The organism is Pseudomonas sp. TWI929, assembly GCF_039673335.1.
Taxonomy (GTDB): domain Bacteria; phylum Pseudomonadota; class Gammaproteobacteria; order Pseudomonadales; family Pseudomonadaceae; genus Aquipseudomonas.
On the sequence record NZ_JBDJLK010000028.1, the window covers coordinates 25,464 to 47,634 of the forward strand.

Here is a 22,171-nt window from a genome sequence, read left to right on the forward strand (position 1 = left end):
CTCACCTGTGGTAGCCAGTTACATCAAGGCTTGGTAATGCTTATCGCTGCTGCTGCAATAGTTTCCTCGCCGCAGCAATGACTGGGGCATCGATCATCTGGCCGTCGAGAGAGAATGCACCTGGATGGGATTTGGCTGCTTCCAAGACTAGTGTCGCCCATTCAATCTCTGACTTTGAGGCTTCAAAGATTTTTTTCGTTTGCTCAACCTGTTTAGGGTGGATGCAAAGTATCCCTTCCAACCCCATATGCTTTGCATTTAAAGCATGCAGCTTGAACTGGCTGCCTTCTTGGGTATCAGCACAGACCGTATCAAGTGGCTTTTTCAAACCAGCGTTACGACTTTCAACGACCAGGTTGTATCGAACAAGGTCGAAAATTTTGTTGCGTCCCGCCTCCTCTTTTCCGAGGCCGAGATCTACAGCGAGATCGAGGGCGCCGAACGTAAGCCGTTCAATGCCGCGAGTGCTTGATATCTCGCGGAGGTTGGCAAGACCTTTCGCACTCTCGATCAATCCCCAAACTGGCTTGCCAAACTCCGCGACGACTTCCACGTCGTTTCGTGTTTCAGTCTTGGGCAGCATGATTGCTGCAACGCCAGGATGGTGTGCCAAGCGCTTGAGGTCATCCTTGAAAGCTGGGTGATGGCGACCATTACACCTGAGGACGATACGAGACTTAGGCGATTGAATTAAGAAGACATCGATGTTTTGCCGAGCCGTCTCTTTCGCTGCTTCCTCGACTGCATCTTCAAGATCAATGATTATGCAATCCGCACCTGAGGCAAATGCTTTCTCAAAACGATCTGGCCGGCTTCCAGGCACAAAAAGTGCCGTGCGGATCTGCACAGGAAGACCTTGTGTCATGCTGTTTCTCCTTCACGCGGAGAGCCAATCACCTGCTGGTCGATATTCAGTTCAGCCAGGATCGATGCAGTGTGCTCGCCCAGGGCTGGTACAGCATCCATGCGTGGTTGGTAGGCGTTTGTCCTGCCCGGAGGCAACAACGCAGGAAGAGGGCCGGCGGGGCTTTGGATCTCTACCCAACGTTCACGCGCCTTAAGCTGTGGGTGATCCCACACAGCCTTCATGTCGTTCACGGTAGCGTTAGCAATACCGGCATCGTCCAGGCGACGCAGAACCTCTTCACGCCCCAGGCTCGCAAACACCTCGCAGATGGTCGCGCGGAGGCCGTCGCGATTTTCAGAGCGCTTGTAGTTCGCTGAGTAGCGTGGGTCTTGCTTGAGCTCTGGCTGCTGGAGAACCGAGTCGCAAAAGATCGCCCACTCGCGCTCGTTCTGCAGACCGAGCATCACGGTTGCCCCTTCTCCGGTGGGGAAGGGGCCATACGGGTAAATGGTCGCGTGGGAAGCGCCCGCACGCTTCGGCGCGGGAGCTCCGTCGTAGGCGTAATAGAGGGGGTATCCCATCCATTCGGCCAGCGACTCCAGCATCGAGACCTCTACTCGCGAGCCTTCACCAGTGCGCTCTCGCAACAAAAGTGCGGAGAGAATGGAGCTATAGCCATACATGCCTGCCGCGATGTCAGCGATCGAACATCCAGCCTTGGCCAGCTCATCTTCCCCTTCGCCGCCAGTTACCGACAGGAAACCTGCCTCACTCTGGATGAGCAGGTCGTAGGCCTTCTTCTGTTCGTACGGGCCACCTTCTCCATAGCCGGAGATGTCGCAGACGATCAGGCGGGGGAAGCGGTTGCGCAATTCCTCGTAGGACAGCCCCATGCGAGTTGCGGCGCCGGGCGCGAGGTTTTGTACCAGCACATCGGCCTTTTCGAGCAGCTTGAACAGGACGGACTTTGCACCTTCCTCTTTAAGGTCGAGGGCCAAACTCTCCTTGGAGCGGTTCGCCCACACAAAATGCGATGCAAGCCCATTGGTACGGGTGTCGTAACCCCGTGCAAAGTCGCCGGAGCCTGGTCGTTCTACCTTGATGACCCTGGCTCCAAGATCGGCCAGCTGGCGAGTACAGAATGGAGCTGCGATTGCGTGCTCCAAGCTGATAACGGTTATGCCATCCAGTGGACGTTGAGCATTTGGACTGTTCATGGATTACTCCGTAAACGCGCTGAGGTTCTGTGCAGAATGCAGTTGCCAGGAACCCGCAATGAGCTTCTCGGTTTGATCAGGCGATCGAGCCTCTGCAAAGGCGACCAATCTGCGGAATTTGTCTTCCAGCTCTGGTCGAGTCAGTGTGTTTCCTGGATCACCTTTAGGTTCATCGATGGAGCCTTCGATGGTGCGTCCATCCTTGGTCAGAACAGTCACGCGGCCCAGCCAGCGTGCCGGATATGCGCTGTCTACCTTGCGATCCAGTTCCATCGATACCTTCTGGCGGAAGCTCGCTACGTTGGGATCGACCAAGGCCAGATCACGGAACTCAATCAACCCTGCATTTCCGTGAACAGCGATGAGCCCAAGTACTGTTCCCATCGAGAACTTCGCCTGGTGAACAGTCTGTGGTTCAACGACGCGACCGAGTACGTCGATTGCGGCCTGGTGCACATGAGTGACCACACGTTCCACATCGTCATGCTTCAAGTTCTCCCGCTGCATCAGTGCGAGCAGGGCATCTGCAGCAGGGTGCGTATGGCGGCACGAGGCATGGAACTTGAACGATGTTTCCTCAAGTGCCCAACGAGTGCCGAGTCGATCGCTCAGCCATTCCGGTGCGGCGTCAGAAGACATACCGGCAGCCATGCCCTGGTCACCTTCGAGGATGTTGCGTGCACCAGTGAGGCCATCCCGTGTCAGGTATGCAGCCAGAAGGCCATCTGCAGCAGCCTTGGCGGTATGCAGTTGCTTGGAGTCTGCCGCATCGCGCAGGAACTCCCAGAGGCCTGCTGCCTGAGTGCCCGCAGTGCCCAGCAGGTTGATGAACTGCTCTCGATCGAAGCCGAGCAGCTTCCCTACGGCTACTGCTGCTGCAAGCGTTCCCACCGTGGCGGTGGTATGGAAGATGCGATAGTGACTGCGACCCAGGAACTCACCAATACGAATGCCTGCTTCATAGCCGGCGACGGATGCGACGATGAACGCTTGGCCAGAGCTTTTCAGGTCTTCTGCCGCTGCCAAGGCGGCAGGGAACACCACGGTGGCCGGGTGGAGAACGGAGCTGTTGTGAAGGTCATCCTGCTCAACCAAGTGAGAAGACGCGCCGTTCACCAAGGCTGCGAAATAGGGGCTGGTTTTCTTGCCGTTGACCAGGATCCCGGCTGAACCAGTCGAGGGCCCCATGAGGGCGGCATAGTTCTCAAACAATGGAATTGGATGCGCTGCGCCGCTCGCCAAGGCCGAGCCCAGCCAGTCCAGGAAGAGATCTTCCGTGCGGCTGATGGTGCTGGCTGGGATTTGTTCGTAGCTGAGGTTAGCCAGGAAGTCAGCCAGTTGTTCAGTGTGGCTCATTGTCGCTGTCCTTTTTAGAAGCTGCGAGGAAGTTCGAGCAGGTGCTCTGCCACGTACGACAGGATCAAGTTGGTGGAGATAGGGGCAACCTGATAAAGCCGTGTCTCACGGAACTTGCGTTCGACGTCGTATTCGCAAGCAAAACCGAACCCACCGTGTGTTTGGAGGCAGGCATTGGCTGCTTCCCAGCTTGCCTTCGCAGCCAAATATTTGGCCATGTTGGCTGCAGCACCGGCGTTACGACCTGCGTCGTATTCCTCGCATGCTTTCCAGCGCATCAGATCGGCAGCTTCGATCTCGATGTGGGCTTCAGCAATCGGGAATTGAACGCCCTGGTTCTGACCAATTGGGCGACCAAATACGACGCGATCTCGTGCGTAGGTGCTGGCTTTCTCAATGAACCAGCGGCCATCACCTATACATTCCGCAGCGATCAGGGTGCGCTCAGCGTTGAGGCCGTCGAGGATGTAGCGGAAACCTTTCCCTTCTTCACCAATCAAGCTCGAAGCAGGAATTCGCAGGTTGTCGAAGAACAGTTCGTTGGTTTCGTGGTTAACCATGTTGGAGATTGGTTGAACAGTCAGACCGTTCCCAATAGCTTCACGCAGGTCGACCAGGAAGATGGACATGCCTTCAGACTTCTTCTTTACCTCAGCCAGTGGCGTGGTTCTGGCCAAAAGAATCATGAGATCAGAGTGCTGGATGCGAGAGATCCAGACTTTTTGGCCATTGATGACGTACGCGTCGCCATCACGAACTGCGGTTGTTTTGATCTTGGTTGTGTCAGTGCCAGTAGTCGGCTCAGTAACACCCATGGATTGGAGGCGAAGCTCCCCGCTTGCAAGCTTTGGCAGATAATAACTTTTCTGTTCCTCGCTGCCATGGCGCAGCAAGGTGAACATGTTGTACATCTGGCCGTGGACAGTGCCAGAGTTGCCGCCGCAAGCATTAACCTCTTCGAGGATTACCGAGGCCTCAGAGAGGCCCAGGCCTGATCCACCATATTCCTCTGGAATCATCGCAGAGAGCCAGCCTGCCTCGGTCATGGCTTTTACAAAAGCCTCTGGGAAACCTTTTGTATCATCAATTTTGCGCCAGTACTCAGCTGGGAATTCAGCGCAGAGCGCTCGAACGCCATCGCGAATTGCCGTGAGTTCCTCTGCTTGGTAGTTGTCCATCTCTTTTACCTCTTGTGCTTATTTTTGGAGCGACGGTCAGGTCAGGTGAAAGTTAATTCTGCGGACTGTGCTTCGCCTTCTGCTGAAGTAGCCCAGAGCTTTGCTTCGCCGATCCCTGTAACGCAACCTTCTACTCGGAATCTGGAGCCACTGAACAGGGGTCTTAGCCCCCTGAATTGGAAGCTATCTACTTTGGCTGTCGGATGTGTTTTGACGAATGCTGCTAAGTTTAAAGTTGCGATAAGTGGGCCGTGTACAACAAGCTCTGGGTAACTTTCGTGGTTGCTGGCGTAAGGGTGGTCGTAATGAATTTTATGGCTATTAAAAGTTACGGCTGAGTACCTGAAAAGTTGAATTGAAGACGCAGTGATGCTCTCAGACCATTGTGGATTTTGTGCCGGAAGAGGGCCGGAAAGACGAGGCTTAGTTAGGTCTTTGTAAACAATATCTTGTTGCTCTCGAATGCAAATTTTTCCGCCTTGAGAGATAAGGTGCTCAACTTTGTAGAACGTCAAAGTGCCTGTGCTTCCAGACGTTTCTTTGATGCCAGTAATTCGTGATTGTCGGGATGCCCGAGAGCCCACCAAGATGGGGTTCAGAAACTCAACCCGACCACCGGCCCACATCCTGCTGCGCCCGGGAACCGGCGTGATATGTGTATTTCGGATAGGGTGGCCGTCAGCTCCGAGGTCTTCCTCCCAGACAGGCCGCTGGAAAAAACACCAGTGCCAAAGATGAGGAAGTGGTGTGCCGTCTGCAGGAATCGGGAGGCCGAAAGTGGCAGCGATACGAGACAAAAGTGATCCGCCGATGTAATCAGTAATCACTTCTTCAGTGGGCAGTTCAAGATCAGTGGTACTTGTCATGGAACACATTGCGGCGGCCCTTTGTGTTTAGTTTTTATGGCTCAATATTGCGTGACATCGGGGGGGGTTGGGAATAATATTTTACTGAAGCCCCTATTAAGCTGGGCTGAACATAAATTGTTGTAGGGTTCCCCTGATGATTCACTTCGACCTCACTGATTTGCGACTTTTCATCTGCGTCGCTGATGCTTCTAGTTTAACGAAAGGGGCCAGGCGAGCATTTATTTCGCCTGCGGCTGCTAGCATGAGAATCAAGGCTTTGGAGGAGCAGTTGGGGACGCAAATTTTTTACCGAGACCGCAAGGGAGTTGTGTTAACCGACTCAGGAAAAAAGTTGATGAAGCATGCGAGGATCGTGCTTCGGGATGTTGAACGGTTGAAGTCAGAGTTTTCAGCGACCGATGGTCAGGAATCAGGCCATGTTCGGATATTTGCCAATACCACCGCAGTTACTGACTTTCTGCCAGAAGTGCTGGCAGATTTTTTGTCTAGCCGACCCGCTTTAACCGTTGACTTGCAAGAGCGGCCCTCGGTGGAAATTGTGCGCGGGGTGGTTGAGGGGGCTGCAGACATGGGCATTATTGCTGGGCCTGTCCAGGTTCCTGATATCGATATCGTGCATTTCAGTACTGACAAGCTAGTGCTGGCAGTTCCTGTTGGCCATGAACTCGCGAGTCGAACGACTATTACGCTTGGTGAGACATGCTCGTTTAGGCATATTGGCTTGCAAGAAGGATCGACGCTGCATAGTTTTTTGGCAGAGCAAGCTCAGAAGCTGGGTCGAAAGCTTGATTGGCGTATCCAGCTGACGAACTTTGAATCTGTTTGCCGGATGGTTAGTGCGAATGTAGGTGTCAGTATAATGCCCGAGTCTGCCACTCGCCGGAGTGTCGCTGAAGGACTTATTGCTACAGTTCAATTGCAGGAAGCATGGGCTGTCAGAGAAAGAAGTATATTGGTCAAGGCGCTCAGCTCTCAGCCGGCATTTGTACGAGAGCTTGTCGATATGCTGGTCAAACACCACCTGGCGTAAGTTGGAATCCAATGAGACAGTGCAGGTTGAGGCGGGCATTGAACTTGGGGGAAGGGGATAGTGGCGAAGGGCCCTTTCCCCTTAGTGATTGGGAAAAGGGCTTGGCTATTTACTTGGCTGCGGATCGAACCTGCAGTGTGACTCCGGCGCCTCGATCAATCGTGTCGAAGTAAGTGAAGCCATGTCCGTTAGGAAGCCGACCTCGAAGCAGAGCGAGCAGGCCCAGTGCCCTGCCATCTGCTTCGCCCTTGTCGACCTGATCTACGACGAACCCAAGATGGAAAACGCCTTCGCCGTGGGACTCCAAGAAGCGCCGCTGAGGAGTGTCCCCTGGTGGTGGCGCACAGAGCTGCAACTGGATATTCGCCAGGTTGGCGAACCGGTAATGGAGCTTCAGGAAGTCCTCGGCATTGGGGACTTGGAGGTTGCCGGCAAATGCGGTGAGAGACGGAAACTCCTGCCAAGGGCCGATGCCAACTGACTCATAGAAAGCGGTTGCTTGCTCCAGGTCGTTGACGACGATGCACACATGGTGGATTTCTTTGAAAGGCGTGGCAGTCATTGTTATCTCCGGGTGTAGCGATCGGCAGCCTCAATGCGGGTTTGATCTGCACGAGGATTCCACTGAACGCCCGACTTAGCCACGATCCCCGGCTTCAGGCGCTGAGTCTCGTCGTAGTCTTCCCAGTTGTGGAAGAAGAGTGGTTCAAGGGTTTCGATCTGCTGCAGGTGCTGCTCGTAGTCGGAGAGGTAGGCTTGACGTTCTTCATCGGACACACGAGCTGGCATCCAGGCTGCAAATGGAGGCAGTACAGTGAAGCCGGTGTAGGCGAGCAGGCCGTTATGGATTGGCCACAGGACGTGATAAAGGTCGCCATCGATGCCATTGGGTTCGTAGAGCGTCGACGCGGTACCGGTCGTTAGGCACAGCATTGCTTTCTTGCCTTTGAAATGACCACTGCCGTATTTGTGCCCGGTGCTATAGGCGAAACCGCGAGCAAAGACGCGATCTACCCAGCCTTTCATGATCGCGGGCATCGAGAACCACCAGACCGGGAAGTGGAAGAGGATCAGGTCGGCTGCAGCAACTTTTGCCTGCTCATCAGCGATGACTTGGGCGAACGTTTTGTTGGCAAACGCATGCTCCTGCTCGCGCGACAGATCCAAGTAGTTGGGTTCTGCGTGCTCACCAGTGAAGTCGTCGGCGCTCAGCGCTGCCTGCCAGCCCATTGCGTACAGGTCGCTGACGGACACGGTGTTGCCTGCCTGCGTCAAGGTTGAAACGGCAGTGTTTTTCAGGGCTGCACTGAAGGACTGCTTCTCGGGATGGGCGAACACGATAAGTACATTCATTTGGTCGGACCTTGCTGATACAGGATTCCTGATCATTCAAGCATTGGCCCGTGCCCGGTGTCTTGGAACAAAGCGTGCCGTTTTCTACGGTTTTTTGCATAGTCTTCGTTGGGTGCCGGCTCCGTTCGGCTGGTGCATTTGCGGGGTATAGTCGCAGCTGAATTTTCGTGCCAATTCCTATAAGACGCGGGGCCTGTCCTCTCGCGGGGATGTCTTTTCACGGGGGAGCGTTGTTGTAGTCCAGGCGCGAGGTCATGAAGGGCCGGTTTTGCGGCACTTAGCGTTATCCGAGTGCTCTGGCAGGCCGAAAATTCAGTTGTTCTGCTCCCCAGGATGAACTTCACAAAGCTCGGAGCAAAGGCACTTGAGGAGGGCAAAACTGCCAAGTTGTGCAGAAAGCCGCAGAAAAGCCCTTCGTTAAGATCAAGCCATCCTTGTTGCCCAGTCGCAGAATGAATTCGCTGGGCTTCAAATAAAAAAACGCCCATCAGCCGGTGAGAGCAATTCCCGGCTGCTAGTCATTTACTGCCGATCCGCGTTTCCACGAAGCACATCGCCGTGCTTACGAGACAGCCAGAATAAAAAACAACTGGAGAAGGCGTTATGAAAAAGCAATACCGCGTAATGTTGGGCGGCTGCTTCGCCGCTATTAGCTATCTGAGTGCGCAAGTTGCAAGTGCCGATCTCCTTATCGGCGTCGCTGGGCCCATGACTGGGCCCTACGCGTCGGGTGGACAACAGATGCGAAATGGCGCTGAAATGGCCATAGCAGATATTAATGCGCGTGGAGGTGTCCTAGGTCAGAAGTTGAAGCTTGTAGTGGGTGACGATGTATGTGACCCAAAGCAGGCTGTTTCAGTAGCAAACACTTTTGTTAATAAGGGCGTAGTATTCGTTGACGGTCACTATTGCTCAAGCTCGACCATGCCGGCATCCGAAGTTTATGGCGATGAAGGCATTCCCATGGCAACCATCTCGACCAACCCTCAAATTACAGAACGAGGCCTGGTAAATATCCTGCGCGTAGTCGGGCGTGACGATCAACAAGGTGTCGTCGCGGCTGATTACATCGCTACCAATCTTAAGGGCAAAAAAGTTGCAGTTGTCGATGACAAAAGTGCATACGGGAAAGGCCTTGCAGATGAAATTACTAAAGGCTTGAAAGCAAAAGGCGTTACTCCAGTTCTGGAGACGTCAATCACCGCAGGCGAGAAAGACTACAATGCGTTAATCAGCCGCTTGCGAGCTGCCGGTGCCGAAGTCCTGGCGTTTGGTGGCTACTATGCAGAGCTTGGTATGATCCTGAGGCAAGCAGAGCAAAGCGGGCTGAAAGTCACTACGATTGGTGGGGATACACTGACCAACTCCGAGCTTCTCACTGCAGCCGGTAGTGCTGCAGATGGGACATTGTTTACCTTCGGCCCTGACCCTCGAAACTCTCCAGTCGCTGCAGAAGTAGTTGAGCAGTTCCGCAAGTCAAAGATCGAGCCAGAAGGCTATACGCTCTACTCCTACGCCACAATCCAGTTATTCGCACAGGCCGCAACTGAAGCCGGCTCAATTAAGTTAGATGATATACGCAAGGTTTGGGGTAAAAAGACCTTTGATACGGTCGTAGGCCCTTTGAATTTCAACGAAAAGGGTGACATCACCAAGCCGGGATACGTTGTTTATCGCTGGACAGGGAGCCAGTACGGTTACGCGAACTGACTTCCTCGCTTGCCTCCTCGGGAGGAGGGGGCAGGCATGCTATTCGTCCACCTGGAGTAGATGAACATGTATCTCGCATTGCAGCAGTTAGTCAACGGGCTAACGCTAGGCGCTGTCTATGGTTTGATCGCAATTGGTTATACGATGGTTTATGGAATCATCGGCATGATCAATTTCGCTCATGGTGATATTTTTATGATCGCCGCTTTTATCTCGATCGCTGCGTTTACACTGTTGTCAGTGTTTGGGATTAGTTCTGTTCCGCTTGCTATTCTCTGCGTATTGATCGTGTCTATTCTGCTCACGTCCGCATACGGTTGGGCCGTAGAGCGTACTGCCTACCGGCCATTGAGAGGGGCGCCAAGGTTGGCCCCTCTGATTTCGGCTATCGGTATGTCAATTTTTCTGCAGAACTTTGTCCAGTTGACGCAGGGCGCACGGGTAAAAGCAATTTCCCCCGTTATTCCAGGAGGCGTGAGAATCCCTCTTGGGGCAGACAGCGTGTTCCTTTCATACAGTCAGATGTTGATTGTGTTCGTAACGGCAGTGCTACTGACGGCGTTCACGTGGCTGATCACCAGGACATCCTTTGGGCGGCAGCAGCGAGCCTGTGAGCAGGATCTGAAGATGACCAGCTTCCTTGGGTGCAACGTTGACCGAATCATCTCGTTCACGTTCATGATCGGAGCTGGCCTGGCGGCTGTGGCAGGGGTGATGGTGACGATCTACTACGGAGTGGTGGATTTCAGTATTGGTTTCCTCGTTGGGATTAAAGCGTTCACAGCTGCGGTTCTTGGTGGCATCGGATCTCTGCCTGGAGCAGTGCTGGGCGGTTTGCTGATAGGGCTTATCGAGTCTTTCTGGGGTACCTATTTCTCTGCGGAGTATAAGGACGTCGCAACGTTTGCAATTCTTATTCTCGTGCTGTTGGTTCGCCCCTATGGTCTGCTCGGTCGACCTGAGGTAGAGAAAGTATGAATATGATCAGAGAGAAGAATCTGCGGCGGCATTTGGTTGATGCCCTTAAGATGTCGGCCATCGGTGCAGTCTTAGGTGTCCCGCTGATTGGGATGTATACCACCGATAAGGGTGGCGTACTTGAAGTGCATACAAGGTGGTCTCTGCTGGCGGCGGTGGTGATCGCTATATTCTTCATTCGCCTAGCTCAGTCGGCAGTGATGACGTCGCTGCATATTAGACGCAAGAAGCCAATCTTAGGGCGATCCCTTCGGCAGCCCAAAAAAATTACCAATCCATTGGGGTGGGCAATATTTGTTGTGGCATTACTTTTGCCTATCCTGTTTTCAGGGAACCGGTACTTTGTAGATGTGGCAACCACCGTTTTGATCTACGTCATGCTGGGTTGGGGGTTGAACATTGTGGTGGGGCTAGCAGGCCTGTTAGACCTTGGCTACGTAGCGTTTTACGCCGTTGGTGCATACGCATATGCATTGTTGTCCCACCACTTCGGTTTCTCATTCTGGGCATGTTTGCCTATTGCGGCAGTTATTGCCGCTACATTCGGCATATTGCTGGGTTATCCGACATTGCGCTTGCGTGGTGACTACCTTGCTATTGTCACATTGGGCTTTGGCGAAATTATAAGGCTTATTCTTATTAATTGGGGTGGCCTTACCGGTGGCCCAAACGGAATTTCGGGGATTGATCGCCCAACGTTGTTCGGGCTGAGCTTTAGTGGAAATGCAGACGATTCATTTGCTAAGTATTTTGGCCTGGAGTACTCAAGCTCTCATCGAGTGATATTCCTTTATTACTTGATTTTTGTTTTGGCTGTAATTACCAATACCCTAGTGCTTCGCATGCGCAAGGTGCCTACGGGGCGGGCTTGGGAAGCTGTGCGAGAAGATGAGATCGCATGCCGGGCTTTAGGTATAAATGTCACTAATATCAAATTGTCTGCTTTTGCACTTGGTGCAATGCTTGGTGGCCTGGCTGGTGTGTTCTTTGCCGCTCGCCAAGGTTTTATATCTCCGGAAAGCTTTACGTTCAATGAAAGTGCAATCATTCTGGCGATAGTAGTGCTAGGTGGCATGGGTAGTCAGTTGGGTGTCGTATTTGCTGCGCTGGTCTTGGTGCTGTTGCCAGAGTTCGGGCGAAGCTTCACGGAATATAGGATGTTGCTTTTCGGTGCTGCCATGGTGCTCATCATGGTCTGGCGTCCAGGAGGAATTTTCTCATCCCGTGAGCCAAGCATAATTTGGGCTCGGCTCCGCAAAAAGCCTTCACCAGACGGTCGCCAGGCAGCAGAGGTGGTGCGATGAACTCTGTTCTCCTTGATGTTCAATCCCTCGGGATGACCTTTGGTGGTATTAAGGCGATTGAAGGGCTTAGCCTTCAGGTGCGCAGCCGAGAAATCACGTCGGTAATTGGCCCGAATGGTGCTGGGAAGACTACGCTTTTCAATTGCCTCACAGGTTTTTACAAGCCCACAGCCGGCAGCATTCAGATGTCCCATCCAGAGCGTGGGCAGATGAACCTGGAGAAGCTGTCTACAATCGATGTCACTAGGCGTGCAGGAGTAGTTCGCACATTTCAAAACATCAGACTTTTCCCGAAGATGACCGTCTTGGAAAATTTGCTGATCGCGCAACATAACAGCCTGCAGAGTGCGTCAGTCTTCTCCTTGGCCGCAATTCTGGGCTTGAAGAAATACCGCAGTGCGGAAGAGGAGGCCGTCGAAAAGGCTTATAAGCATCTGGCATCGTTGGGCCTCGAAAAGTTTGCCGACGAGCCTGCTGGTGCTTTGTCCTATGGTGTGCAGCGAAAAGTAGAGCTCGTCCGTGCGCTGTGTACAGACCCGGTTCTCCTGTGTCTGGATGAGCCGGCTGCGGGATTGAATCCAAAAGAGTCGATGGAGCTCAATTACTGTCTGCAAGCACTTGTGGTGGAGCAGGGTATCAGCGTGCTTTTGATTGAGCATGATATGAGTGTTGTTATGAATATCTCGAACCATATCTATGTTCTGTCATATGGCAAGAAGATCGCCGAGGGCACACCTAAGGCTATTCAGGAGGATCCACGGGTGATTGCCGCCTATCTTGGTACGCCTGGTGGGGAGGCTGCATGATGCTTGAAGTTAATGAGCTGAATGTACATTACGGCCACGTTCACGCCCTGCGAGGCGTCAATCTGCAGGTTGAGCAGGGTGAGATCGTTACTCTGATCGGCGCCAACGGCGCAGGTAAATCCACACTGATGACCAGCCTCTTGGGCAGCCCCGTGCCCAGTTCGGGATCCGTGGTCTTTGAGGGGCGTTCTTTGGTTGGCTTGCAGCCTCACCGAATTTCTCGGATGGGGATCGCACTCTCTCCCGAGGGGCGTCGGATTTTTTTGCGAATGACTGTCGAAGAGAACCTGCTGATGGGGGCAGTGTTCCAGGATGTCGGCACACGTGCAGCCGATCTGCAGAGAATGTATGAACTGTTCCCAATCCTGGAGACGCGTCTTCATCAGCCTGCGGGTACGCTCTCCGGTGGTGAGCAGCAGATGCTGGCCATCGCACGGGCGCTCATGAGTCATCCCAAACTGCTGCTCCTCGACGAGCCCTCGTTAGGTCTGGCTCCGATTTATATCCAGAAAGTGTTCCAGATCATTCAACGACTGAACCAGGATCTGGGCATGACCATTTTGCTGGTTGAGCAGAACGCCGCCCAGGCGCTTGCGGTCGCTCATCGTGGCTATGTGCTTCAGCACGGTGAGATTGTGATGGAGGGTACGGGTAATGAACTCGCTAGCAGCCAAGAGGTGAAGGCGGCGTACCTGGAGGGCGGGCATAAAGTGAGCGCGTAGTCTCAGTTGTTTGTGGCGTCTATCGGCACCGCCTTCAGTCTGAAGGCGGTGCTTTGCCATTGGTGTGTGGGACTGCATGGTGGGCCGCGAGCAATTACTCCAGCATCGGTTTCGGCGCGAATCTACTAGACCTCTCTGTGGCGCTATCCAAATGACCAATGCGTCGTGTTTCTGGGGCCTGAGCCAGGTCTTTGCGGCCTGTCGGCTTCACCTGTGTCTGGCCTTTGAGTAAAGCATGCGGGCTGGGATTTTTTCCGGCTGTGGCTGGCAATTTGCCGAATCCATTGAGCTGCCCGATTGTTCGCAAATCTCGACTGGGATTGCCCGCGGAGTGATTCGTGCGCTGGTTACCAACGCCCCGTTTTGTGGCGCATTGCACCATGGTGGGCTGCACGCTTTGCTGAGATGACGATTCTAAAACACCGCAGCCGACAGATGGTTAAATTGTGCTAGAAACCGCAATCGACTGCCTGTCTTGATACAAGTCAAACGCCGTTCTGTCTAGCAAGATGTTACCTAACCGCAATCAGCTCTTTCGCCATTCGTTCTGACGGATCGATGGCACGCCAAAGAGCACAATCGTTAGGAGCAACTATGAAACATTCCGGCAAAGTCGCACTGGTTACCGGCGCCGCACAGGGGCTTGGCCTCGCTTGCGCTGAGCGCTTCCTTCAAGATGGCGCAAAAGTGATTCTGGTCGACGTGCAGGCTGACAAAGTCCGCGCGCAAGCCGAACGGCTGGGCGCGAATGCGTCCTGGTTTGCTGCCGACCTGAGCGAGATCTGCTCCGAGCTGGCTACAGCAATTGTACAAAAAGCCGTAGACGAATTCGGCTCGATCGATATCGTCGTGAACAACGCCGGCATCATCCACACCGCTGACTTTGTTGATTTCCCGGAAGATGCATTCGACCGTGTTCAGCGTGTAAACCTGAAGTCCCCATTCCTGATCGGCCAGGCAGCAGCTCGCGTGATGGTGGAGCGGGGTATCCAGGGTTCGATTATCAACATGTCGTCGATCAACGCTGAGTTGGCCATTCCAAACTCGGTTGCCTACGCCGTTTCCAAGGGTGGCATCAAGCAGCTGACCGCCGTCATGGCTGTTGGCCTGATCAAGCATGGAATCCGGGTTAACGCTATCGGCCCAGGCACCATCGCAACTGAGTTGGTGTTGAACTCCGTAATGGCGAACGAGGCGCAACGCAAGACCGTGCTCTCCCGTACGCCTATTGGCCGTTGTGGCGAGGCGTCCGAAGTCGCGAGTGTAGCTTCGTTCCTGGCAAGTGACGACGCCTCCTACATCGTTGGCCAAACCATCTACCCAGATGGTGGTCGCCTAATTCTGAACTACACCGTTCCGGTGCAAGAGTGACTGTAGAGCTTTCAGCGCCCCCGCGTCTTCATAGCGCGGGCGCGCGGGCGGTCTTATTCGATCCGTCGTCTACCGTTTTCAGCACCTCCATCCAGCAGCGTCTCTTTGCGCTGGTGGATCTGCTGAGCCGTGTAGATGGGGTCGAGCAAACCGTACCTGGCATGAACAATCTTCTGGTGGTTTTCAATCCCCTGGAGATTCGTCGAGAGCGTCTGAGTGACTGGCTTGTCGAGCACTGGAATGGTGATTTGCCCGTATCGCTTCAGGGCAGGGAATTTGAAGTTCCGGTTGTATATGGTGGTGATGAAACGGACTTGAGTGAAATCAGTGCGCAGCTTTCGGTTGCCGCTGATGAGTTTGTTGATCGTCATGCCAATGGAACGTACAGCGTCGCCTGCATCGGCGCGATGCCAGGGTTCCCTTATCTGAGTGGGCTCGATCCAATGATTGCAGTCCCTAGGCGAGCGGTACCGAGGATGAGGCTTGAGCGTGGTGCTGTCATCGTCGGCGGAGCACAAGCGGGGATCATGCCGTGTGCTGCACCTTCTGGCTGGCACATCATTGGACACACCGACTTGGAGCTGTTCGATCCCAAACGCTCCCCTGCAGTCCTGTTGTGCCCAGGAGACATTATCCGATTCAAGGTTCTTGAGGTTCTAAGATGATCGAGATTCTGACAACGGGAGCGGGCAACACAATCCAAGATCTTGGCCGCCCTGGGCTGTTAGCGTTGGGTATCAGCTCTGGTGGAGCGATGGATCGCCTCGCTTTACGCCTCGGTAATCTGCTCCTAGGAAATCCTCAAAACACCGCCTCCTTGGAAGTCTCGCTGTTTCCATTCCGCTTGCGTGTCGAAGAGGATGTTTGGCTCTCAATCACCGGGGCGGACTGCAGGGCAACTCTCGACGACAGGGCCCTGTCGCCAATGTGGGCGGTGCACGCCAAAGCAGGGGAGACCCTTAAGCTAAGTCCGCCGGCTCGGGGAGCTCGCTCCTACATTTCATTCGCGGGTGGCATAGATGTCCCTCAAGTGATCAGTTCTTGCTCCACTGACCTGAAAACCGGGTTTGGGGGCCTTGAAGGGCGTGGCCTGGGCCGTGGCGACAGGTTGCAGCTTCGTTCAGTAGCGCATCCTGAACCCAGGGATCAGGGTATTTACTTCCCGGTAGCCATGCCCGGGAGAAATGAAGCCACCGCGATTAGGGTGGTGGTAGGCGCAGAGCACGAGGTTTTCACTAAAGACTCGCAAGCAACTTTCCTCGACGAAGAGTGGCTAGTGACACCTGACTCCAATCGCATGGGCATGCGATTTAAAGGTGCTGAGCTGAAACTTGAACAGCCGTTGGAAATGCTCTCGCACGGCATATTGCCTGGAACCATTCAGGTTCCTCCTTCCGGTCAGCCTATTGTGCAGCTCGCTGACGCGAACACTTGTGGTGGGTACCCGAAGATAGCGCATGTCATTGACGCGGACTTGTGGCGGTTGGGACAGCTTCCTATCGGTGGGAAGGTTCAGTTCAAGGTAGTGACGGAACAAGAAGTGCTTGCTGAAGAACAGCGCCTGGAAGGGTGGATTTCAAAAATCGAGTGCAACTTGGGCATTCTCGCTAAGTGTAATTGAGTGATCTAATAATGACTGAGAAGACACTGCGTGTTGACTTGAACTCCGACATGGGTGAGGGGTTCGGTACCTGGAGTATGGGTGACGACGAAGCCATCCTGGATATTGTCAGTACAGCGAATGTCGCGTGTGGTTTCCATGCTGGTGATCCAGAGATCATGGCTCGCACTTTTGCGTCCGCGAAGAAGAAAGGGGTTGCAGTTGGAGCCCATCCAGGGTTTCCCGACCTTTGGGGCTTTGGACGCCGGGTTATGCCTTATACAGGGCCCGAAATCGAAAGGATTGTTGCCTATCAAGTCGGGGCAGCCCAAGCGTTGGCTTCATATGCGGGGCATAAGCTCACCCATGTGAAAGCACATGGCGCGCTGGGCAATCTCACGCAAACCAGCCGAGAAATCGCTACGGCGGTCTCTCGTGCTGTGAAGGCCGTGGATCCGTCTTTGACTTGCCTGGTGATTGCTCTGGGCGAGCAGTCGCGAATCGCAGCTGAAATGGGCTTACAGGTCAAATCTGAGATTTTCGCTGACCGCGCGTACGACGCCATGGGGCGTTTGGTGGCGCGGGGTACTCCAGGCGCGGTGATTCATGATCCAGAAGAGGCTGCCCTCCGGGTCGTGAGAATGGTGCGGGCTCAAGCCATAGAGACAATCGATGGGATGTCGATCCCTTGTCCGATCGACTCTATTTGTGTTCATAGCGATACCCCGAGTGCAGTCAAGGTGGCGGCTGCTGTGCGGAAAAGGCTTCAAGAAGATGGAATTACCATCGGAGCTTGGTAAGAGATTCCCCACCTTAATCGGAATAAGTTATGAATACTGACTTTATTGATCGGCTCATCGATATTGCGCAAGCGTCCAATATTGATGAATTGCAATATTCGGAAGGAGGGAAGCGAGTGCAAATTCGCCTGCACAGTGCGATTGCTCAAGCCCCCAAGAGTAACGTTGCAGCGACCGTTGTTGGTCAGGCACAAGAGACTGTAGCAAAACCTAAAGACGACGCGCCTGCACCCAAAGGTTATACCGTAAAGTCATCGTTGGTCGGGATCTTCTATCGCTCACCTGCTCCTGATAAAGCTCCTTTCGTTTCTGTCGGCGATCAAGTAGCGGAAGGGCAAACTCTCGGGATTATAGAAGCGATGAAGATGCTGAACCCTCTGGAGGCTGATCGTCAGGGGAAAGTTGTATCTATCTTGGTGGAAGATGGTGCATCCGTCGACCAAGGCACTCCTCTTTTTGTGATTGAGGAGAATTGCTGAAGATGTCGACTTCCTTTGATAGTGTATTAATCGCCAATCGTGGCGAAATCGCATTGCGTATCATGCGTGCTGCTCGCGACCTTGGCATTCGTACCATCGCGGTGCATTCCGCTGCAGACGCCGATCTCAGGCATGTGGCTTTGGCCGATCAAAAGCTCTGTATTGGCCCAGCACAGTCGAAAGACAGCTATCTGTCGATTGAGCGCTTGCTTCAGGCCGCAGAGTTGACCGGTGCTCAAGCTATCCATCCGGGGTATGGTTTCCTTGCGGAGAATGCCAAATTCGCTGAAGCGGTGACGAATTCTGGCAGGGTTTTTATTGGCCCAAGTGCTGAAGCAATCCGTTTGATGGGGGATAAGGTATCCGCTAAGCAGGCCATGCTCGCAGCCGGTGTGCCTTGCGTTCCCGGATCGCCTGGAGCACTACCTGACTCTCCTGATGAGATTCACGCCATCGCGGATCGCTGCGGTTACCCCCTCATTGTTAAAGCGTCGGGCGGCGGCGGTGGTCGAGGAATGCGCATCGTGCGGCACTCCAGCGAGCTCCTTGAGGCAGTTGCCATGACCAAAGAGGAGGCGGGGAGGGCGTTTGGCAATCCAGAGGCCTACTTGGAGCGTTTCCTTGAGCACCCCCGCCATATTGAAATTCAGGTGTTGGCTGACGCTCACGGTAACGCGGTATGGCTGGGTGAGCGGGATTGCTCGATGCAGCGCCGTCACCAGAAAATCATTGAAGAGGCGCCCGCGATCGGGATTGATCGGGAAAGGCTGAACGTCGTTGGTGAGCGTTGCGCAGAAGCCTGTAAGCGCATTGGGTATCAAGGTGCCGGAACCTTCGAGTTCTTGTACGAGGACGGCGAGTTCTTCTTCATCGAAATGAATACTCGTGTCCAGGTTGAGCACCCTGTTACAGAACTAGTGACTGAGGTGGATATCGTCGCTGAGCAGTTCAAGATTGCTGCCGGCCTTCCACTGAGCTTCGGGCAAGAAGACGTCAAGCTTCAAGGTCATGCTATCGAATGTAGGATCAACGCCGAGGATCCCTATTCATTCCATCCCGCTCCGGGGAAGGTAACCCAGTGGATATCTCCTAGCGGCCCCGGAATCAGGGTGGACAGTCATCTCTACAGTGGCTACGTAGTTCCCCCGCATTACGACTCGTTGGTGGCCAAGTTCCTTGCATACGGCGCTACGCGTGAAGAGGCGATCCGACGTATGCGTGGTGCTTTGGCTGATGCGTCTCTGGAGGGTATTAAGTCGAATATTCCTCTGCATCAGGAACTTATGGGGGAGTCATCCTTTGTAGAGGGCGGATTTGATATCCACCACCTAGAAACCTACCTCGCTGGGAGAGGATAAATGAATCTTACTGATATTGAGAAACTCGCCCAGTTAGTCAATCGACGAGGCATCAGCTTTTTAGAGTTTGAAGAAAACGGCGCGTGCCTTTCGCTGAGCGCTATTTCGACCGTTGCTGCGCCTATTCAGACAGAAAGCCAGGCGCCGCAGTCTGCTTCCGTTTCGACAATTCAAGTCCTCTCTCCAAGCATGGGCATCGTGCGATTGGAGCATCCTCAGCGTGAAAGTCAAGTGATTGCGCCGGGGCTGCAGATTGTGCCCGGTGATGTGATCGCTTGGCTTGAATATGGGGATGTGCTTACAGAAATTTGTGCTGACCATCCGGGCGTTGTTTCTTCGGTCAAGGTAGCCGACGGTGATGTGGTCGGCTTCGCCCAGCTGATTATTGAATTGGAGTGACGGTAATATGAGCACTGCTTGCTTGGCTCAGGTTTCTGGCGTGGACGTTGGTATCAACATTGTTCAGGCCGCATACGAAATGTTAGCCAGCCAAGGGTTTGGCGCCATGTCGATGCGAAGTTTGAGTGGCAAAGTCGGCCTGCAGCCGGGCAGTCTCTATTACCATTTTTCCAGTAAACAGGATGTGTTGGAGGAAGTGTTGGATGGCCTGCTTGGCCAGCGGCTAAGCGCATGGAAACGGTGCCGTAAATCCTCAGGCTCGATCATTCATGAGCTTGAGGATTTTCTGACCTTCCACATTTCATATGTGAGATCGCATCCGCTGGACACGCCCCTGCTCCGATCTGAAATGAAGCACCTTGATCTGGCCAGGCTCGAACGTATCCAAGAGCTGGAGCTAGCTTACAACCGTTTCTTGGTTGACATCATCGCAAAGGGAATGCGTCAAGGTGTGTTCAATGTCCCCGACAGTGAGGGTATGGCTCTTGTTTTGCTTTCGATGCTCTCAGATGGTCAGGTAGGTCAAGCGTCGCAGTCGAAATGCTCGAACGCATCTGAGCGTTGGCTGATCGAATTGTCTAAACGGATGTTAGGCGTGCGGCAGTAAAACAAATATTAATAGCTAGTCGAGATTGCGAGGGCATCTAATGAGTCTCTTCCATGGGCATAGTGCGGGTCAGATTAACGAGTTGTACGCACAGGCACTGGAAAACCACAGTGTCTACCTGAAAAAGCCATTCAACATAAACATGGCTCGTGGTGTGCCGAGCGCCGAGCAGTTGGACCTGTCTAACGGGCTGTTTGACCAGATTGGCTATAAAACCCAGGATGGTACGGATTGCCGTAACTACATGGGGCAACAGGGCATCAAGGAGGCTCGGGAGCTTTTTGCCCCGTTGCTCGGGCTTCCACCTGAACAGGTCGTAGTTGATGGCAACTCCAGCCTGGCTGTGATGCATGACTGCATCGCTTACTCCTGGAATTTTGGCAATCCGGATTCTTCAAAACCGTGGTGCAAGGAGGAGAAGGTTGCGTTCCTGTGTCCCACCCCTGGGTACGATAGGCACTTCAAGATCTGTGAGGTCTACGGGATCGAGCTGATCCCCGTACCGATCAGCGACGACGGCCCAGATATGGATGTCGTGCGGTCTCTCGTTGCCGATCCGAAGGTCAAAGGCATCTGGTGCGTGCCCAAATACAGCAACCCGACCGGCGCAGTGTACAGCCGAGCGGTTGTTCAGGCCTTGGCATCCATGCCTGTTGGGGCCCCCGACTTCCGTATCTATTGGGATAACGCGTACTGCGAGCATCATTTGACGGCAGAGCGGATCGAGATCGCTAATATCTCCCAGCTGTGCGCAGAGAGCGGTAACCCGAACAGAGCCTTGCTGTTCTCCTCCACCTCGAAGATGACCTTTGCCGGGGCGGGGCTTGCTCTGTTTGGCGGTTCGAAGGCCAATGTGGACTGGTGGCTCAAGCATGCCTCCGTGCGCAGCGTCGGGCCTGACAAGCTCAACCAGTTGCGACACGTCGCGTTTCTGAAGGCCGTCGGCGGCCTACCGGTGCTGATGGATAAGCACAGAGAGATTCTTGCTCCGAGGTTCCAGGCTGTTCTCGAAGTCTTCGAGAGGGAACTGGGGGCTTTGGGAGTTGCAGAGTGGTCTTCGCCAAAAGGGGGCTATTTCATTAGCGTCAACTGCGCTCCAAATATCGCTACGAGGGTGGTTGTCCTAGCCCAAGAGGCTGGGGTCCAGCTGACCCCTGCTGGTGCGGCTTTCCCTTATGGCAAGGATCCTGAGGACAGGCATCTTCGCATTGCTCCATCCTCAGTGCCGCTCAACAACATCTCGGATGCATCGTTAGTCATTACTAACTGCATTCTGATGGCTGCCTGTGAGCAGCATCTGTCAGAGCGGTGATATCGAGTTTGCCTTCACTGCATTCTTCCGTGTAGTCCCACGAAACTGCTGGGGAGTGCAGTGTAAGGCAGCTTTAAATTGTCGGCTGAATGCACTATGGTCAGAGTAGCCGCATTCAGTCGCAATCTCCGTAATACTAGCTTCAGAGTTTTCTAGCATCTCGCAAGCCTTTTCAATTCTTGCCTTCATCAGGATTTGTTTAGGCGTCAACTGAAAAACTTCGCGAGTCAATCTCTGAAGTGTGTCCATTGAAAGGTCAACTTCCTTTGCAATGTCAGAAATTAGAACCGGCTGCCCCAGGTTCTCTTTTACAAGCCTTGAAAAATCCATTAACCGCTTGTAGCCCAAGTGTTTTTCATCTGGTCGAGACAGAATGCGTGAAATACCTGCGAGTCCGCTAGGCTTCATGTTGTCATCGAAAAGACCGTATTTCGAACTCAAGCACCATTGCTTATGCCCATCGGCGGAGCGGAACAGGCGCAAGGCATCAACGATGTCCGTGCCTGTGTGAATGACGCTCAAATCTTGTGCGATGATGCTGGAGCTGGTGATGGGAAATAATTCATCAGCGGTCAGTCCTATGACCTCTGATTTATGCCGTTTACCGCTGTGGCGAACAAGCGTCTGGTTGACGACCACATACCGGCCCTCGGTGTCTTTAACGTAAAACATGACGTCGGGCATGCAGTCGAAAATTTTGTCGAGTAGGGTAAAGTCTCTATCGAACAAGTGGAGAAGCTGCGCTCCAGTGGCCATTTTCTGTTCCTCAAGCTAACCCTGAAATTGCAGAACTGTACCAGATATCCCCGCAGTTGTAATCAGCGATACGGTATTCGATTGTGCTAAAAACCGCAGAAAATTCTGTCTTAGGCACA

The 22,171-nt window shown here is 53.6% G+C and carries 23 protein-coding genes; 15 read left to right on the forward strand and 8 right to left on the reverse strand.

Going from position 1 to position 22,171, the window contains the following annotated elements; all coding sequences use genetic code 11:
• Window positions 1-40: 40 nt before the first annotated feature.
• Genes ABE456_RS13865 through ABE456_RS13885 form a run of 5 tightly spaced genes read right to left on the reverse strand, consistent with a single transcriptional unit; the run spans window position 41 to window position 5,464 of the window.
• Window positions 41-865 carry a CoA ester lyase gene (locus ABE456_RS13865; protein WP_346644415.1) on the reverse strand — a complete coding sequence of 275 codons (825 nt, stop codon included), beginning with the start codon at window positions 863-865 and terminating at the stop codon, window positions 41-43.
• On the reverse strand, window positions 862-2,064 hold the full coding sequence (locus ABE456_RS13870) for a CaiB/BaiF CoA-transferase family protein (RefSeq protein ID WP_346644416.1): 1,203 nt from the start codon (window positions 2,062-2,064) through the stop codon (window positions 862-864). Before ABE456_RS13870 ends, ABE456_RS13865 begins: the two co-directional genes overlap by 4 nt.
• Window positions 2,065-2,067: 3 nt before the next feature.
• Window positions 2,068-3,420: an MmgE/PrpD family protein gene (locus tag ABE456_RS13875; protein WP_346644417.1), complete on the reverse strand. Its 1,353-nt coding sequence runs from the start codon at window positions 3,418-3,420 to the stop codon at window positions 2,068-2,070.
• Window positions 3,421-3,434: 14 nt separating this feature from the next.
• Entirely contained in the window at window positions 3,435-4,598 is a 1,164-nt protein-coding gene (locus tag ABE456_RS13880; protein ID WP_346644418.1) for an acyl-CoA dehydrogenase family protein, read from the reverse strand.
• A gap of 41 nt (window positions 4,599-4,639) precedes the next feature.
• On the reverse strand, window positions 4,640-5,464 hold the full coding sequence (locus ABE456_RS13885) for a MaoC family dehydratase N-terminal domain-containing protein (protein ID WP_346644419.1): 825 nt from the start codon (window positions 5,462-5,464) through the stop codon (window positions 4,640-4,642).
• A gap of 139 nt (window positions 5,465-5,603) precedes the next feature.
• On the opposite strand from ABE456_RS13885, the gene ABE456_RS13890 reads away from it, so the two are divergent.
• Window positions 5,604-6,497, forward strand: a complete 894-nt coding sequence (locus tag ABE456_RS13890; RefSeq protein WP_346644444.1) for a LysR substrate-binding domain-containing protein — start codon at window positions 5,604-5,606, stop codon at window positions 6,495-6,497.
• A gap of 109 nt (window positions 6,498-6,606) precedes the next feature.
• On the opposite strand, the gene ABE456_RS13895 is transcribed toward ABE456_RS13890, so the two are convergent.
• Window positions 6,607-7,059 carry a VOC family protein gene (locus tag ABE456_RS13895; RefSeq protein WP_346644420.1) on the reverse strand — a complete coding sequence of 151 codons (453 nt, stop codon included), beginning with the start codon at window positions 7,057-7,059 and terminating at the stop codon, window positions 6,607-6,609.
• A gap of 2 nt (window positions 7,060-7,061) precedes the next feature.
• Complete coding sequence (locus tag ABE456_RS13900; RefSeq protein WP_346644421.1) at window positions 7,062-7,850, reverse strand: NAD(P)H-dependent oxidoreductase; 789 nt, start codon at window positions 7,848-7,850, stop codon at window positions 7,062-7,064.
• A 603-nt stretch (window positions 7,851-8,453) separates the two neighbouring features.
• Between ABE456_RS13900 and ABE456_RS13905 the strand changes: the two genes are divergently transcribed.
• The 14 genes from ABE456_RS13905 (at window position 8,454) to ABE456_RS13970 (ending at window position 21,296) form a co-directional block, all read left to right on the forward strand.
• Window positions 8,454-9,560 (forward strand): branched-chain amino acid ABC transporter substrate-binding protein, encoded by a 1,107-nt coding sequence (locus ABE456_RS13905; protein ID WP_346644422.1) that lies wholly within the window; start codon window positions 8,454-8,456, stop codon window positions 9,558-9,560.
• 66 nt (window positions 9,561-9,626) lie between these two features.
• A complete protein-coding gene (locus ABE456_RS13910) occupies window positions 9,627-10,538 on the forward strand; it encodes a branched-chain amino acid ABC transporter permease LivH (protein ID WP_346644423.1) in 912 nt (303 codons plus the stop codon).
• A complete protein-coding gene (livM, locus tag ABE456_RS13915; protein ID WP_346644424.1) occupies window positions 10,535-11,842 on the forward strand; it encodes a high-affinity branched-chain amino acid ABC transporter permease LivM in 1,308 nt (435 codons plus the stop codon). Before ABE456_RS13910 ends, livM begins: the two co-directional genes overlap by 4 nt.
• Window positions 11,839-12,648 (forward strand): ABC transporter ATP-binding protein, encoded by an 810-nt coding sequence (locus tag ABE456_RS13920; protein ID WP_346644425.1) that lies wholly within the window; start codon window positions 11,839-11,841, stop codon window positions 12,646-12,648. The genes livM and ABE456_RS13920 overlap by 4 nt, the downstream gene beginning before the upstream one ends.
• Complete coding sequence (locus ABE456_RS13925) at window positions 12,648-13,370, forward strand: ABC transporter ATP-binding protein (protein WP_346644445.1); 723 nt, start codon at window positions 12,648-12,650, stop codon at window positions 13,368-13,370. The genes ABE456_RS13920 and ABE456_RS13925 overlap by 1 nt, the downstream gene beginning before the upstream one ends.
• Window positions 13,371-13,964: 594 nt before the next feature.
• A complete protein-coding gene (locus tag ABE456_RS13930; RefSeq protein WP_346644426.1) occupies window positions 13,965-14,741 on the forward strand; it encodes an SDR family NAD(P)-dependent oxidoreductase in 777 nt (258 codons plus the stop codon).
• A complete protein-coding gene (gene pxpB, locus ABE456_RS13935; RefSeq protein ID WP_346644427.1) occupies window positions 14,738-15,406 on the forward strand; it encodes a 5-oxoprolinase subunit PxpB in 669 nt (222 codons plus the stop codon). Before ABE456_RS13930 ends, pxpB begins: the two co-directional genes overlap by 4 nt.
• The gene (locus ABE456_RS13940) at window positions 15,403-16,362 is read left to right on the forward strand and encodes a biotin-dependent carboxyltransferase family protein (protein ID WP_346644428.1); all 960 of its coding nucleotides are present in this window, start codon (window positions 15,403-15,405) and stop codon (window positions 16,360-16,362) included. The genes pxpB and ABE456_RS13940 overlap by 4 nt, the downstream gene beginning before the upstream one ends.
• Window positions 16,363-16,373: 11 nt before the next feature.
• The gene (locus ABE456_RS13945; protein ID WP_346644429.1) at window positions 16,374-17,141 is read left to right on the forward strand and encodes a 5-oxoprolinase subunit PxpA; all 768 of its coding nucleotides are present in this window, start codon (window positions 16,374-16,376) and stop codon (window positions 17,139-17,141) included.
• A 29-nt stretch (window positions 17,142-17,170) separates the two neighbouring features.
• Window positions 17,171-17,620, forward strand: coding sequence for an acetyl-CoA carboxylase biotin carboxyl carrier protein (gene accB / locus ABE456_RS13950; RefSeq protein WP_346644430.1), 450 nt, complete (start codon window positions 17,171-17,173; stop codon window positions 17,618-17,620).
• A 2-nt stretch (window positions 17,621-17,622) separates the two neighbouring features.
• Window positions 17,623-18,978 carry an acetyl-CoA carboxylase biotin carboxylase subunit gene (gene accC / locus ABE456_RS13955; RefSeq protein ID WP_346644431.1) on the forward strand — a complete coding sequence of 452 codons (1,356 nt, stop codon included), beginning with the start codon at window positions 17,623-17,625 and terminating at the stop codon, window positions 18,976-18,978.
• Window positions 18,979-19,377, forward strand: coding sequence for a biotin/lipoyl-containing protein (locus ABE456_RS13960; protein ID WP_346644432.1), 399 nt, complete (start codon window positions 18,979-18,981; stop codon window positions 19,375-19,377).
• Window positions 19,378-19,417: 40 nt separating this feature from the next.
• Window positions 19,418-19,984, forward strand: a complete 567-nt coding sequence (locus tag ABE456_RS13965; protein ID WP_346644433.1) for a TetR/AcrR family transcriptional regulator — start codon at window positions 19,418-19,420, stop codon at window positions 19,982-19,984.
• A gap of 40 nt (window positions 19,985-20,024) precedes the next feature.
• The gene (locus tag ABE456_RS13970) at window positions 20,025-21,296 is read left to right on the forward strand and encodes an aminotransferase class I/II-fold pyridoxal phosphate-dependent enzyme (protein ID WP_346644434.1); all 1,272 of its coding nucleotides are present in this window, start codon (window positions 20,025-20,027) and stop codon (window positions 21,294-21,296) included.
• On the opposite strand, the gene ABE456_RS13975 is transcribed toward ABE456_RS13970, so the two are convergent.
• A complete protein-coding gene (locus ABE456_RS13975) occupies window positions 21,285-22,052 on the reverse strand; it encodes a helix-turn-helix domain-containing protein (protein ID WP_346644435.1) in 768 nt (255 codons plus the stop codon). The two genes, ABE456_RS13970 and ABE456_RS13975, sit on opposite strands and share 12 nt — an antisense overlap.
• Window positions 22,053-22,171 lie beyond the last annotated feature (119 nt).